The 14,565-nt window shown below is 41.8% G+C and carries 12 protein-coding genes; 9 read left to right on the forward strand and 3 right to left on the reverse strand.

The features are described 5' to 3' along the window. Positions 1–465: 465 nt before the first annotated feature. Positions 466–1,368 carry a LysR family transcriptional regulator gene (locus MHN79_RS19340; protein WP_239174435.1) on the reverse strand — a complete coding sequence of 301 codons (903 nt, stop codon included), beginning with the start codon at positions 1,366–1,368 and terminating at the stop codon, positions 466–468. A 110-nt stretch (positions 1,369–1,478) separates the two neighbouring features. Between MHN79_RS19340 and MHN79_RS19345 the strand changes: the two genes are divergently transcribed. The 6 genes from MHN79_RS19345 to MHN79_RS19370 all read left to right on the forward strand — a co-directional run bounded on the left by MHN79_RS19345 (position 1,479) and on the right by MHN79_RS19370 (position 8,293). Continuing rightward, positions 1,479–2,411 carry an alpha/beta hydrolase gene (locus MHN79_RS19345; protein WP_239174437.1) on the forward strand — a complete coding sequence of 311 codons (933 nt, stop codon included), beginning with the start codon at positions 1,479–1,481 and terminating at the stop codon, positions 2,409–2,411. A 337-nt stretch (positions 2,412–2,748) separates the two neighbouring features. Continuing rightward, positions 2,749–3,789: an erythrose-4-phosphate dehydrogenase gene (gene epd, locus MHN79_RS19350; protein ID WP_239174439.1), complete on the forward strand. Its 1,041-nt coding sequence runs from the start codon at positions 2,749–2,751 to the stop codon at positions 3,787–3,789. A gap of 145 nt (positions 3,790–3,934) precedes the next feature. After that, entirely contained in the window at positions 3,935–5,095 is a 1,161-nt protein-coding gene (locus MHN79_RS19355; RefSeq protein ID WP_239174441.1) for a phosphoglycerate kinase, read from the forward strand. A 146-nt stretch (positions 5,096–5,241) separates the two neighbouring features. Further along, positions 5,242–6,318 carry a class II fructose-bisphosphate aldolase gene (fbaA, locus tag MHN79_RS19360; protein WP_152429506.1) on the forward strand — a complete coding sequence of 359 codons (1,077 nt, stop codon included), beginning with the start codon at positions 5,242–5,244 and terminating at the stop codon, positions 6,316–6,318. Positions 6,319–6,529: 211 nt separating this feature from the next. Next, positions 6,530–7,396, forward strand: coding sequence for a small-conductance mechanosensitive channel MscS (mscS, locus tag MHN79_RS19365; RefSeq protein WP_239174443.1), 867 nt, complete (start codon positions 6,530–6,532; stop codon positions 7,394–7,396). 204 nt (positions 7,397–7,600) lie between these two features. After that, the gene (locus MHN79_RS19370; protein WP_239174445.1) at positions 7,601–8,293 is read left to right on the forward strand and encodes an oxidative stress defense protein; all 693 of its coding nucleotides are present in this window, start codon (positions 7,601–7,603) and stop codon (positions 8,291–8,293) included. A 44-nt stretch (positions 8,294–8,337) separates the two neighbouring features. Here the strand turns inward: MHN79_RS19370 and MHN79_RS19375 are convergent, their stop codons facing one another. Both MHN79_RS19375 and pykF read right to left on the reverse strand, forming a co-directional pair. Next, a complete protein-coding gene (locus MHN79_RS19375; protein ID WP_239174447.1) occupies positions 8,338–8,997 on the reverse strand; it encodes a GntR family transcriptional regulator in 660 nt (219 codons plus the stop codon). A gap of 167 nt (positions 8,998–9,164) precedes the next feature. Next, the gene (gene pykF, locus MHN79_RS19380) at positions 9,165–10,577 is read right to left on the reverse strand and encodes a pyruvate kinase PykF (protein ID WP_239174450.1); all 1,413 of its coding nucleotides are present in this window, start codon (positions 10,575–10,577) and stop codon (positions 9,165–9,167) included. A 431-nt stretch (positions 10,578–11,008) separates the two neighbouring features. Between pykF and MHN79_RS19385 the strand changes: the two genes are divergently transcribed. The 3 genes from MHN79_RS19385 to MHN79_RS19395 all read left to right on the forward strand — a co-directional run bounded on the left by MHN79_RS19385 (position 11,009) and on the right by MHN79_RS19395 (position 14,556). Then, positions 11,009–11,770 carry a DeoR family transcriptional regulator gene (locus MHN79_RS19385; protein WP_239174453.1) on the forward strand — a complete coding sequence of 254 codons (762 nt, stop codon included), beginning with the start codon at positions 11,009–11,011 and terminating at the stop codon, positions 11,768–11,770. A 101-nt stretch (positions 11,771–11,871) separates the two neighbouring features. Beyond that, entirely contained in the window at positions 11,872–13,701 is a 1,830-nt protein-coding gene (gene glmS / locus MHN79_RS19390) for a glutamine--fructose-6-phosphate transaminase (isomerizing) (RefSeq protein WP_239174456.1), read from the forward strand. A gap of 327 nt (positions 13,702–14,028) precedes the next feature. Beyond that, positions 14,029–14,556: a GNAT family protein gene (locus MHN79_RS19395; protein WP_239174458.1), complete on the forward strand. Its 528-nt coding sequence runs from the start codon at positions 14,029–14,031 to the stop codon at positions 14,554–14,556. Positions 14,557–14,565 lie beyond the last annotated feature (9 nt).

Raw genomic sequence — 14,565 nt, forward strand, 5'->3', positions numbered from 1 at the left:
TATTGAAGCGGGTATTGCTGACTTCTGGTACAAGTATGTTGGCTTTGACGGCCGCATCATAGGTATGACAACCTTTGGTGAATCAGCACCAGCAGGCGAGCTATTTAAGATGTTCGGCTTTACCACTGAAAATGTGCTGAACACAGCGAAAGAATTACTCGATTAATTCATCTTGCGCTAAACAAAGCCTCGCGATGCGGGGCTTTATGGTATGAGGAGCAAGCCGCTGTTTTCCACTTTCACAGAGATATGATCGTTATTCGGAGCTTCTAAAAAAGTATCTGCTAGCTGCGAATCAAATAGGCTTGCGAGAAAGGTATTGAGATTGGCTGATTGGGCATTAACCATCTCATCTAGAATATCATTGTACCGAATGCTGAGCTATTATGGGGTGTATTTACATATTAAATAAGCCTTCCTCTGCAGAGTTTGTGCCTATGTATGGTATAGCTATACACATAGTGTCTATGTGATTTTTCTTAGTTGCCTCTCAATAAAGTCTGTGCAAATTGTCGTGTTCAGAGGAGGCGTGCTACCATAATTGTGCACTGCATACACAGGAACTGCTGAAAGCGTATACCCAGGGTACACGTTTTCTAACTCACCTTTGCGTTGAAAATTTTCGAACATAAATTCCGGAATCAGCGCCATGCCTGCGCCAGCTTTAACCATTGCAATGACTGAATGTACAGAGTCATTAAAGCGACTAGCCTTCATTGACACATCAATACTATGGCTTGAAGACGAATGCTCCAACGTGTAATGAATGGATTTACCCTCCCAGATATTTGCGACATAGTCACATTTGTGTAGTAGTGAAGGGTTCTTTATGAGTTGAGTTATGTTTAAGTCGTGATTTTGAATATATGTAGGGCTTGCACAAAGAATTTTTTTTAAGCTACCAATTCGGCGTTGTTTATAATCACTTGATGGCAATCCTCCGAGATGGATCGCAATATCTGCACCTGTTTCAAACAAATCAACACTGCCATCATTAGCCAAAATAGTTGGAACTAAATCTGGATAAATACTTACCAAATGTCCAATAGCGGGCGATACAACTGGCTCTATTAGCGCATGAGGTGAACTGATCTTAACGCTTCCCTTTGGCTCAATTTGACTCACTCGTGCGACATCCCATGCTTCATCAACAAGAGCGCTTATTCTTTTACACCGCTCAAAAAACTCTACTCCTATTGGAGTAAGCAGCAGCTGACGTGTTGAGCGTCTTAGCAACAAGACCTCTAATTCTTCTTCCAACGCCTTTAGATGTTGGCTAATTACCGATTTACCGACTCCCAAGTCACGAGCAGCCGCGGTAATGGATCCTGTCTCAACTATTTTAGTGAAGATGATCATGTGACGCATAAATTTATTCATAGTTTAAAAATATTACACAGTTAGTATCAAATTAGCTCTCTTTTGTTGCTTAATGAAATCATTAATAATGTGCTTAATCAATCTCTGAGGAATAATCAATGACTAAGACACACTTAACATCCGTGGCACAATATTTCACTCGTGAGCTGGCAGATGAACAATACAATCCCACGTTGTGGACTAAAAGGTTACCTACTGAGGAATTGTTGCCCAAACATATTGAGTTTACTACCCAAAACAGCGACCGTTATAGAGCGAGAGTAGGATCTGGGCTTAGCCAGATAAACTACGGAGAAGGAGAGTTTTTGGGAACCATGGACGTATATAGAACTGAAGGTATTTCTGAAGATGCTCCAATCGTTGTTTACATACATGGCGGTTGGTGGCAATGGTTTTCTAAAGAGCAATTCGGGTTTATTGCTGAACCATTCAATCAACAGGGTTTTAGCGTTTACATGCCAGGTTATCGAATGGCTACGGATTGGGCAAACGATGCTCCTATGGAATCGATCCTTAAACAAATGCAGTTCGCAGTCGCAGAGGTCCTTTCCTTTGCAGCTAAAAATAGAGTTCCTGCTGTCTATTTAGTGGGGCATTCAGCTGGTGGTCAGCTAGTTTCTATGCTTCATAAAACAGACTGGAGCAAGCTTGGGGTCACACAAGAAGCAAGACAAAAGCTGAAGGATGTATTTTCAATTGCAGGGCTGTTTGATATTCGGCCTCTTGTAAACAGCTTCGTTAACGACAGTATTAAAATGACCAAAGAATCATCAGAGGAGGTTAGCCCATTATTGAGTGATTTTCCGCCGAGTCAGACTCTAAGTCATTTACACCTGATTATACCAGAGTTTGATACCCCTGAGTTTTTTCGACAAACTAAGGAATATCATGCGGCAGTCCTCAATAATCAGCAGGAGTGCAGTATTTTCCTTGCCAGTAAGTGCGATCATCTTGATGTGATAGAAAACCTCCTTGACTCTAGCAACGAAGTTCTAGAATACATGCTGGAGCATATGAATATCCTACGATAGAGTTTGCTTTTTTATTTAGAGAGAGTGCTCCAATGGAGTATTGGTTTGTAAGCCGGAATTCTTTCCGGCTTTTGTCACTTTAGCTACCTACCAAATCAAGCTCTGTACCTAAGTCATCTATGTCAGTGGACACAGTTTCGATCTTAAGCGCCAGAATTTTACCTGAATCCTAGTGTTTGTTTTTTTATCAATATGATAGGTGGTAGTTCGAGAAAATTAGCCTTCGGCTATAAACAGTAAAATGAATTAAAAGCGATGATTGTAGGTATAATCTAATGCGCTTTATATATCTATCAGGTAGTATTCGTGATACGAAAATGATGTAAGGGATGGAGCCATGTTAAAAGTTGCGATCAATGGATTTGGACGTATCGGTCGTAATGTGCTGCGTGCGGTATACGAGAGCGGGAAAAATCAGCAAATTAAGGTTGTTGCAGTTAATGAACTGGCTCAACCCGATGCGATGGCACATCTACTGCAATATGATACAAGTCATGGTCGATTTGGTCGAAAAATCACTAATGATCAAGAGCACATATATATCCACCATGATGCTCCATACGAAGGTACGGGCGAGTTTGATTCGATTCGTATTCTACACCTTGCCGAGATAGACTTATTGCCTTGGCGAGATCTCGACGTTGATTTAGTGCTAGATTGTACAGGTGTTTTTGGCACACAAGCTGATGGCCAAGAGCATATTAAGGCTGGAGCAAAGAAAGTTCTCTTCTCACACCCTGGCGCTCATGATCTTGATAATACGATTATCTACGGGGTCAACCACCACACTCTCAAAGCAGAACATAGAGTGGTCTCTAATGGTTCTTGTACCACCAATTGTATCGTTCCGATTATCAAAGCCTTGGATGATGCGTTTGAAATTGAGTCTGGCACGATAACAACTATTCATTCTTCGATGAACGATCAACAAGTCATTGATGCATATCACACTGATTTGCGTCGCACCCGAGCAGCAAGTCAATCGATCATACCGGTAGATACTAAATTGCATAAAGGGATTGAAAGAATATTCCCGAAATTTTCCAACAAATTCGAAGCTATTTCGGTCAGAGTTCCGACGGTCAATGTTACGGCGATGGATTTAAGTGTCACAGTTCATACAAATGTGAAAGTTAATGACATAAATCAAACCATAGTTAACGCATCTCAGTGTACATTACGAGGAATAGTTGACTATACTGAAGCTCCGCTTGTTTCGATTGACTTTAATCATGACCCACACAGTGCCATTGTTGATGGTACACAAACTCGAGTTAGTAATAACCATCTAGTGAAGATGTTGGTTTGGTGTGACAACGAATGGGGCTTTGCCAATCGAATGTTAGATACAGCACTCGAAATGCATAAGACACAATAGACCCTATACGGAGTGGAGATATATTTATTTTATACCTTGAAATAAATATTGATAATCTCCATATCTAAGTAAGTTTGAAAAATTGTTAGGTTGAGCTCAGATGCTGAACCGGAAAATTTATCTTTAATATTTGAGAGGACACATCATGTCTGTGATCAAGATGATTGACCTGGATCTTGCAGGTAAACGTGTATTTATCCGTGCAGATCTTAATGTACCAGTAAAAGAAGGCAAAGTGACTTCTGACGCACGTATTCTAGCTTCCTTACCTACAATCAAGCACTGTCTTGAAGCTGGTGCAAAAGTGATGGTGACATCTCACTTAGGTCGTCCTACAGAAGGTGAATATGCGCAAGAGTTCTCTCTACAACCTGTGGTTAACTACTTAAATGACGCTCTAGATTGCGAGGTTAAGTTAGCCAAAGATTACCTTGATGGGCTAGAACTCAATGCAGGTGAATTAGTCGTTCTTGAAAATGTGCGATTCAACAAAGGTGAAAAGAAGAACGAAGAAGCATTGTCTAAGGCCTATGCTGCGCTTTGTGATGTTTTTGTGATGGATGCCTTTGGCACGGCTCACCGAGCACAAGCGTCTACTCATGGCGTCGGCATGCATGCACCGATCGCTTGTGCTGGTCCTCTACTGGCTAACGAACTTGATGCATTGGCAAAAGCAATGGATAAACCAGCTCGCCCAATGGTAGCGATTGTCGGTGGTTCAAAGGTTTCTACCAAACTAACCGTACTTGAGTCATTGTCAAAGGTGGCCGATCAGCTAGTTGTTGGTGGTGGTATTGCCAATACCTTTATTGCAGCGGCTGGACATAATGTTGGTAAGTCTTTGTACGAAGCAGACCTAGTTGATACAGCGAAAAAGTTGATGGATGAGTGTGCAATCCCTGTCGCAACGGATGTCGCTTGTGCGAAAGCTTTTGATGAGAACGCTGAAGCTGAAATTAAAAACGTCGCGGATGTGGCTGATGACGATATGATTTTCGATTTAGGCCCTGATTCAACTGCTGAACTGGCAGAAATTCTTAAAAATGCTAAGACTATTCTTTGGAATGGTCCCGTAGGCGTGTTTGAGTTTAAGAACTTTGAGGCAGGGACTAAAGGTATATCTGAGGCGATTGCCCAATCTGAAGGCTTTTCAGTTGCTGGTGGTGGCGACACTCTAGCTGCTATCGACAAGTTTGGTATCAAGGCTGATGTTTCTTACATCTCAACTGGTGGTGGTGCTTTCCTTGAATTTGTTGAAGGTAAGGTGCTTCCGGCAGTAGAAATGCTGGAAGCTCGCGCTAAATAATTCATTGAAAGCGGGATTTCCCCGCTTTCTTGTTTGCTGCATATAAGGCATTTTTTTGTTAAAATAGGCCCAATTGTGGCAAACGTTTGCAAAAATTTAAACGAATAAGTTTTGTTTTAAAACGATAGATAAATAGGATGACAGCCATGTCTAAGATCTTCGATTTCGTAAAACCAGGTGTGATTTCTGGTGATGACGTACAGAAAGTTTTTGAAGTAGCAAAAGAGAATAATTTTGCCCTTCCAGCGGTAAACGTGGTTGGTACTGATTCAGTAAATGCAGTATTAGAAGCCGCTGCTAAAGTAAAAGCTCCGGTAGTGGTTCAGTTTTCAAATGGCGGCGCTGCTTTCTTTGCAGGTAAAGGCGTAAAACTTGAAGGTCAAGGTGGCCAAGTTCTTGGTGCTGTAGCTGGTGCTAAATATGTTCATACTGTAGCTGAGGCTTATGGTGTACCTGTTATTCTTCATACGGACCACGCTGCGAAGAAGCTTTTACCATGGATTGACGGCCTTCTTGATGCTGGCGAAGAGTTTTTTGCTCAAACAGGTAAGCCACTCTTCTCTTCTCATATGATTGACTTATCAGAAGAATCTCTAGAAGAAAATATCGAAATCTGTGCCAAGTACCTTGAGCGTATGTCAAAAATGAACATGACGCTTGAGATTGAACTAGGTTGTACTGGTGGTGAAGAAGACGGTGTTGATAACTCAGATATGGACGCATCTGAGCTATACACTTCTCCAGAAGATGTTGCTTACGCTTATGAAAAGTTGACGGCAGTTAGTCATCGTTTCACAATTGCGGCCTCTTTCGGTAACGTGCATGGTGTTTACAAACCAGGTAATGTCGTATTGACTCCGACAATTCTTCGTGATTCACAAGCATACTGTGCGGAGAAATTTGGTATTGCTCCAAATGCGCTTAACTTTGTATTCCATGGCGGTTCTGGCTCTTCAGAAGCTGAAATTCAAGAGTCTATTAGCTATGGCGTTATCAAAATGAACATTGATACAGATACTCAGTGGGCAACTTGGGATGGTATTCGTCAGTACTCAGCTGATAACCACGATTACCTGCAAGGTCAAATCGGTAACCCAACTGGTGAAGATGCGCCGAATAAAAAATACTATGATCCACGCGTATGGCTACGTAAAGGTCAAGAGTCAATGGTTAAGCGTTTAGAAAAAGCGTTCGCAGATCTAAACGCTGTCAACGTTTTATAATAACGACCCATTTCGATACTCTGTTTACATTCCAAAGCCTGCTCATCATGAGCAGGCTTTTTTGTTTCTTCTAGCTTTAATTGAGCAATGAGATGGAGCGCACTAAAAAGAATGGCGAAACGAGTCACCATTAGATACGTTTAACGGACTAATACTTTTTGTATCTCATAAATAACTGTAACAAAAGCATTATTGCTGGAGGTAATAGACTATGTCAGAAGGTGCTGGGAAGATCGAAACTCCAATTATTGATGGTTTAGGTGTCGCTGGAACTTGGGTGAATGAGCATTCGGAGCTCTTAATACAATATGGTGTGAACCTAATTTCCGCCATTCTGATTCTATTTTTCGGCAATATTGTTGTTAAAGTCGTAGCCAATAGTGTTTCTAAGGTACTGAAGAAGAAAAGAATGGACAAAGCGGTGGTTGATTTTATCCACACGCTTGTTCGTTATTTACTCTTTATCATGGTGCTAATAGCAGCTCTTAGTCGAATAGGGGTACAGACGGCCTCTGTCGTTGCGGTTATCGGTGCTGCTGGTTTAGCGATTGGATTAGCACTACAAGGTTCGCTATCAAATTTTGCCGCAGGCGTGTTGATTGTTTCATTTCGGCCGTTTAAATCTGGAGATTATGTTCAAATAGCGGGTGTTGGCGGCAGTGTCGAATCGATTCAGATTTTTCAGACAATTCTTACTACCCCTGATAATAAAATGGTCGTGGTGCCCAACAGTAGCGTGATCAGTGGACCTATTACTAACTACTCTCGTCATCAAACTAGACGAATTGATTTGGTCATAGGAGTTTCCTATCGAGCTGACTTACAAAAAACAAAGCACTTGTTGACACAAATATGCCAAGCTGACTCCCGTATTCTTAAAGATCCAGAGGTAAAAGTCGGTGTCCATGCATTAGCTGATTCTTCTGTGAACCTAGTTGTTCGTCCTTGGGTTGCCACCAGTGATTACTGGAATGTTTATTTTGATTTGATGCAGGCGATTAAAGAAGGGTTGGATAGAGAAGGTATAGAAATACCTTTTCCGCAAATGGATGTCCACCTCAATAAAGTTGAATCCTAAACCTACAAAATCAGAGGACTTTAATTTAAATAGATTGAACATCATAAAGTATTAGCATGGCTTTAACGTTTAATTTAGATTGATAAGTAAGCTGATTAGTCTAGGGAGTATTGGTTAAGATTGTGTCAGAAGATTGAGCAATGCTCCTCAAGCCGTTTCTACGCGCTATGATAGGTTGAACGAGTTAATTAAGGAAAAATAATAATGAAGATGATCTCTCGTCTACTTATCGTTACGTCATGTTTGGCTGGTTTTGGTGTCTATGCGGGTACGCCAGACTTCCCACACTTACAAACCACTGGTTATGGGGAGGTTAGTGCAACTCCTGACATGGCCGAGTTTACAGTCAAAGTGGTTGAAACAACAATGACTGCTGAACAAGCCAAGCAAACCGTGGACAAAGTTGTTACCGATTTTCTTGCTCAGCTCAAAGAGCAGGGAATGAGTGATGATAATGTCAGCAGTTCAAATCTGTATATTGCACCCCAGTACCATTATCCCAAAAGTGGTCAACCTGAGCTCGTTGGCTATCGAGCTTCTCGAACAGTAAATGTGACAGTTAATCAACTGTCTGATCTTAATCAATACCTAGATATCGCATTGAATTCTGGTATTAATCAGGTTCAAAATGTGCAGCTAAAGGTAAAAGAACAAGCTAATTATCAAGAGCAAGCAAGACAAGCTGCTATCAAGGATGCCAACGCCAAAGCTAAGTCACTTGCGTTAGGCTTTGATAAAGAAATTAGTGGTGTTTGGCGTATTGATTACAATGCACCTAACAACCAGCCGGTGTTGATGCGCTCTATGGCAATGGATGCGAGAGCTGAATCGAACAGCTATCAAGACTCGACGATTGTCATCCGAGATCGTGTCGATGTGATCTATAAGCTGGATTAAAGCACCTTTATCTTAATCTGTGAGGTGCTTTCGTTTGCAGTCTACTATGCAGCTTTTTCAATACTGACTTGAATTTTCTGCATTGAGCAGTGAAGGTGGCGATCAAAATGCTCTGCCGCCTGATCTGCCTCTTTATCCATCACCAATTTTAGAATCTTCTCATACTCGTTAATTTTGAACTGACATGTACCCAAACCAGTATGGTGAGCAAAATAACGATAACGTTTGATCTGATTGATCAGGTCGTTAAAAAATCCAAGCATATTTGGGGAGTTAGCGCCTTCAAGAAGAGCAATATGGAACTCATGTTGTCGCTCTTCCCATTGCCGCCAATCAAAGTTTTCATCATCAGGGTTGAGGCGAGATAGTTTGTGATAACAAGTGAGTACGTTGAGCTCCCATTCTTCTCCGCCCATAAGTATTGATTTTTTGATTAGCACAGGTGCTACGGTGCGAAGACTTTCGTAAAGATCTACCAGCTCATCTAGACATACAGGAGAAACCCAACAACCTTTCTGAGGTTCTAAGCTAACATACTTGTTCCATGAAAGTTGGACTAAGGCTTCTCTGATAGGTGAGGCACCAACATGGTATCGGTGTTTTAGATCTGCGACTACGAGTTTTTGACAGGGTTTAAATTCTCCGCTCAAGATGTCTTGATAGATCATTCTCGAGACTTTATCAGTCAAGGTTGGACTAGACACTTTCCTATCCTTATATGCATAGATACAACACTATGAAAAATATAATAAATTTCATAGCATGCAAAACTGCGGGCGATAATACAGCGTACTGATTATAGGGACAAGAGCGAAAAATAAAAAAGAGGGCGATAGCCCCCTTTTAGCGATAGTGAGTTTGTAACCAGTGATTACAAAACGTGTACCGAAGCTGTATTTGTTGTACCGGATGCCACTAGAGCCCCTGAAACCATCACGACGATATCTCCCTTGTTCCCTAGGCCAGACTCAAGCGCTAGCTCTTTTCCTAGTACATAGAAAGCATCAGTGCTACTGATTGACTCAACTAATACAGGTCTAACACCTTTAGTTAACACTAACTGGGCAGCAGTTCTTGGATTATTAGTTAAGGCTAGAATATTGGCGGTTGGGAAATATTTACGAACTGAGCGCGCAGATTTTCCACCTTCAGTTGCAACAACGATAAGCGGTGCGGCAAGTTTTTCTGCTGTATCTACAGCTCCTTTACATACTGCTTCTGTGATACGAAGACGAGGGCTATCTAAACGAGAGCCTAGCTCTGCTTTTAGAGCTGCATCAGTGCGGTTTGCGATTTGAGCCATAATAGTTACCGCTTCAACAGGGTATTTACCTTTGGCTGTCTCACCAGATAGCATCACAGCATCAGTACCATCCATTACCGCGTTGGCAACGTCTCCAGCTTCTGCGCGAGTTGGACGTGGATTATGGATCATAGAATCCAACATTTGAGTTGCGGTAATCACCATCTTACGAGCACGATTACATTTTTCGATCATCATCTTTTGTGCAAAGATCACTTCTTCTGCTGGGATCTCAACACCTAAATCTCCGCGTGCAACCATGATGCCGTCAGATTGTTCAAGTATATCGTCAAAGTTATCGACGCCTTCTTGGTTTTCAATCTTAGAAATAATGTGAATATCTTCACCGCCATGCTCGGCTAATACAGCACGGATTTCTTTGACATCAGACGCTTTACGAATGAATGATGCCGCAACGAAGTCCACGCCCTGCTCACAACCAAACTTAAGATCATTTTTATCTTTTTCAGACAATGCTGGCAGATTGACAGAAACGCCCGGTAAGTTAACGCCTTTGTTTTCTCCAAGAGCACCATTGTTAAGTACTTTACACTTCACTTCAGTTGCGGTTGTGGCAATAACTTCCATCTCTATTAAGCCATCATCGACCAAGATAGTATTACCCACGTTAAGGTCGGCTGCAAAACCAGAGTAAGTTACCGCGACTTGGTTTTTGTTACCTACGACTGAAGTATCTGTGGTAAAGGTAAACTCTTGACCAGCTGTTAAGTCAACGTCTTTACCTTCTTCTAGTTTTATCGTGCGGATTTCTGGTCCTTTAGTATCAAGTAGAATAGCCAGTTGTTTGCCAGAGTTTTCCATTACTTTACGGAAGTTGGCAATACGAGTGCCATGCTCTTGGTAATCTCCGTGAGAGAAGTTTAGGCGCATGACATTCATACCCGCGCTGACTAGCTCAGTGAGTTTTTCTACTGATTCAGTTTTGGGGCCAATCGTACATACGATTTTGGTCTTTTTCATGGAAGATATTCTCCGGTCAGTAATAGTTACAATTTGAAATTTCGTTTATCTGGTTAGCGTCGAAGATCTACTTGGCCTGAGTAGCTTTCTAAATATTTAGAGCACATCAATGTTATCGTCGACTATAGAACTGAAAGTCTTTCAATTTGTTTAGTCATTTTATGACCAAACTTCTGTGGTAATACACGCTGAGTTCCGCATTACCTCAAAGCATATGTGAATCGTCACATAAAACTAATGTTCAATTCTGTAATTTTTTTTCTTTTCGGTGGCAAATTCTACCACTGATTTATTGCAATATCACTGCTTAACAATTGTCTTAGGACAAGCTTTTGGTGCTATTTTTTATTTTTTATCTAAAAATAAATAGACTTATTTCTTTCGAGTTGGTTATAATTTCTTTCGATTTGAAACTTTTATGTGCAATTTAAATGTCGAAGCGAAACACTCAACTAAGAAGGCATGCAATTTCTCACCTGGTGAATGAGCAAGGTGAGGTCAGTGTAGAAGCGTTATCCATGCAATTTGAAACCTCTGAAGTCACGATCAGAAAGGACTTGGCTTCTTTGGAAAAAAATGGCCAACTTTTACGTCGCTATGGCGGTGCCATTGCTTTACCCAAAGACGTTGTCAACGATGAGCTAAGCAAGAATGTTTCGATTCGTAAGAATGAGTTAGCACAAGCCGCAGTCAAGTTAATTCGCGATCACAACCGAATTGTTATCGATAGTGGCAGTACGACAGCATCATTAATTAAGCAGCTTGATGGAATGCGAGGTCTTGTTGTCATGACTAATTCGCTGCATGTGGCTAATGCGCTTAATGAGCTAGAAAGCGAACCTACTTTACTTATGACTGGCGGGACTTGGGACTCACATTCTGAGTCTTTTCAAGGACAAGTTGCTGAGTCAGTACTACGATCTTATGACTTTGACCAGTTATTTATTGGTGCAGACGGTGTGGATATCGAGCGTGGTACCACCACATTTAACGAGTTAGTTGGCCTTAGTAAAGTGATGGCTGAGGTCTCGCGTGAAGTCATTGTTATGGTCGAGTCTGAAAAGATTGGTCGGAAAATTCCCAATTTAGAGTTGTCTTGGGATTCTATCGATATCCTCATTACCAACAAAGATTTAGCCCCTGAGTTGAAACTAAGTATTGAGTCTCAAGGCGTTCAAGTACTTTGTGCCTAAGAACAATAGGCTAATGACGGCTTAGCTTAGAGCTTGTCGAGCCTTTAATTATTAAGTCAGCTTGATTGCTGGTTATCAGAATGAATTAATTGGAGTTACTTATGTGTGGAATCGTCGGTGCAGTAGCACAACGAGATGTAGCAGAAATTTTAGTTGAGGGCCTTCGTCGTCTTGAATACCGTGGCTATGACTCAGCGGGTGTAGCAATTGTCGATACAGAGTCGAGCCTTACGCGCATTAGAAGATTAGGAAAAGTTCAAGAGTTGGCTGATGCTGTCAATGAAGCCAAGGTTGTGGGCGGAACGGGTATTGCTCACACCAGATGGGCAACACATGGCGAGCCTTCTGAAATAAATGCTCATCCCCACATGTCAGGTGATATTACCATAGTTCACAATGGTATTATTGAAAATCATGAGGAGCTGCGTGAGCTACTCAAATCTCGTGGTTATCAGTTTGAATCACAAACGGATACTGAAGTCATCGCTCATATGGTTGAGTGGGAACTGCGCTCAGCAGATACGTTAGTTGAAGCAGTGCAAAAAACGGCAAAACAGTTGGAAGGTGCCTACGGTACAGTTGCAATGGATCGCAAAGATCCTTCTCGTATTGTGGTTGCTCGCTCTGGTAGCCCGATTGTGATTGGCTTTGGTGTGGGAGAGAACTTCCTAGCGTCTGATCAACTCGCACTTTTGAATGTGACTCGCCGCTTCATGTTCCTCGAAGAAGGTGATGTTGCCGAGATCACCCGCCGTGAAGTCAGTGTATTTGATGCAAATGGTGACAGCGTTAAACGGGAAGTAAAAGAAACTGAAGTGTCTCATGATGCAGGTGATAAAGGTGAATACCGCCATTACATGTTAAAAGAGATACATGAGCAGCCAGTGGCACTTCAACGCACCTTAGAAGGACGCCTTGCCAATGGTCAAGTGGTTTCATCGGCGTTTGGTGACAATGCACACCAGCTTTTAAGCCAAGTTAAACATGTACAAATTATTGCCTGCGGTACTAGTTATCATGCAGGTCTAGTCGCCCGTTACTGGCTTGAGGAATGGGCTGGTGTCTCTTGTAACGTCGAGATTGCCTCAGAGTTTCGTTACAGAAAGTCTCATGTGTTTGAAAATTCTTTGCTGGTTACTATTTCTCAATCTGGTGAGACTGCCGACACGCTTGCAGCGCTGCGCCTTGCCAAAGAAATGGGTTATATGGCGAGTTTGACCATTTGTAATGTACCAGGTTCTTCATTAGTACGTGAATCTGATATGGCGTATATGATGAAGGCAGGGGCAGAAATTGGTGTCGCCTCTACCAAAGCTTTCACAGTGCAGCTTGCAGGCTTGCTTATGCTTGCCGGGGCTATTGGCCACCACAATGGTATGGGGGCGGAGAAGGAAGCTAAGTTGGTTTCTGCACTGCAATCACTGCCTGCTAAGCTTGAACAAACACTGGCGATGGCTGAGTCTATTGAGGCTCTGGCGGAAGACTTTGCTGATAAACATCACTCTTTATTTTTGGGACGCGGAGAGCAATCAGCAATTGCAATGGAAGGCGCTCTAAAGCTAAAAGAAATCTCCTATATTCATGCTGAGGCTTATGCCGCTGGTGAGCTTAAGCACGGACCATTAGCACTTATTGATGCTGAAATGCCAGTTATCGTTGTTGCGCCTAACAACGAGCTGTTGGAGAAGCTTAAATCCAATGTAGAAGAAGTGCGTGCACGTGGCGGTCTGATGTACGTATTTGCGGATGATAAAGCGTCATTTGAAAGTGATGATACAATGAAAGTGCTCAACGTGCCTCATTGCGATGAGTTTATTGCTCCTATCGTTTATACCTTGCCATTACAGCTACTTTCGTACTACGTTGCCTTGATTAAAGGTACAGATGTCGATCAACCACGTAACTTAGCCAAATCTGTGACAGTGGAGTAGGGCATGGATCCTCTCCTGATGTATGAGTGAGAGGAATAAAGCACCATATTAAATGGCAGCGTTGATATCGATACGCTGCCATTTCTATATCGGAAGTGCTCTAAAGCTATTTAGGACAAAACTCTACAAAACTAAGGGACGTGCGTTTTCTCTACCAAAAGTTATCTGAAACTAGTAGTTGTCAAAATTTTACGCCATAGAGCGTTTAAACTCGTCCTTTGCTTCCTATTTTCTTGATTTATATTTGAAAGTTAATAATAAAGAAGGCATTGTGGAACCATACAATATGGACAGTTGCTGTGTAGAAAGCGTTAGGCGAATGGAGACATGATGAACTTTGAGAATGAAGCTTTTAGAGTTAGAGAGCTTCGAGAAACTGATGCAGACTCGTTGTTTAGTTTGTATTCTGGTTCAATTTCTTCCGCAAAGTACATTTCGACATTACCTCATGACACGGTGGGAACGACGCTTGCAAAAATTAAGCAATGGAGAAAATCCTATTTGGAAAGTACTCCTAAAGTGCTAGTTTATGGTGTCGCGGAAAGCCAAAATGATTTTGTGTTTGGGGTAGTTGTGTTTGTATTCAACGAGCAGCACGCTGAGATTCATTTTGGCATATCAGACAAATTTAGTCATCGCGGAATTTCGACGCAATTGTGTCGTATTGGCTTGGAATACTTGAAAGACTTGGGCATCAAGGAAGTAAGAACAAATCCTTTTGTTGGACACTTGGCAAGTGTAAAGGTTTTAGAAAAATCAGGTTTCTCAAATCATGGAACGCTGAAAAACTATGCGCATTTTCCAACTTTAGGGGACGGTCTTTTTGATTGTGCAGATATGCGTATAAGTCTTTGAAGTTTTTTC

The organism is Vibrio sp. Of14-4 (genome assembly GCF_022347625.1).
GTDB classification, from domain to species: domain Bacteria; phylum Pseudomonadota; class Gammaproteobacteria; order Enterobacterales; family Vibrionaceae; genus Vibrio; species Vibrio pristinus.

Bases quoted from the DNA above. Each gene is read 5' to 3' on its own strand.
- glmS (WP_239174456.1), top strand. From the start codon at position 11,872: ATGTGTGGAATCGTCGGTGCAGTAGCACAACGAGATGTAGCAGAAATT.
- MHN79_RS19370 (WP_239174445.1), top strand. From the start codon at position 7,601: ATGAAGATGATCTCTCGTCTACTTATCGTTACGTCATGTTTGGCTGGT.
- MHN79_RS19340 (WP_239174435.1), bottom strand. From the start codon at position 1,368: ATGCGTCACATGATCATCTTCACTAAAATAGTTGAGACAGGATCCATT.
- epd (WP_239174439.1), top strand. From the start codon at position 2,749: ATGTTAAAAGTTGCGATCAATGGATTTGGACGTATCGGTCGTAATGTG.
- fbaA (WP_152429506.1), top strand. From the start codon at position 5,242: ATGTCTAAGATCTTCGATTTCGTAAAACCAGGTGTGATTTCTGGTGAT.
- pykF (WP_239174450.1), bottom strand. From the start codon at position 10,577: ATGAAAAAGACCAAAATCGTATGTACGATTGGCCCCAAAACTGAATCA.
- MHN79_RS19345 (WP_239174437.1), top strand. From the start codon at position 1,479: ATGACTAAGACACACTTAACATCCGTGGCACAATATTTCACTCGTGAG.
- MHN79_RS19395 (WP_239174458.1), top strand. From the start codon at position 14,029: ATGATGAACTTTGAGAATGAAGCTTTTAGAGTTAGAGAGCTTCGAGAA.
- MHN79_RS19355 (WP_239174441.1), top strand. From the start codon at position 3,935: ATGTCTGTGATCAAGATGATTGACCTGGATCTTGCAGGTAAACGTGTA.
- mscS (WP_239174443.1), top strand. From the start codon at position 6,530: ATGTCAGAAGGTGCTGGGAAGATCGAAACTCCAATTATTGATGGTTTA.
- MHN79_RS19385 (WP_239174453.1), top strand. From the start codon at position 11,009: ATGTCGAAGCGAAACACTCAACTAAGAAGGCATGCAATTTCTCACCTG.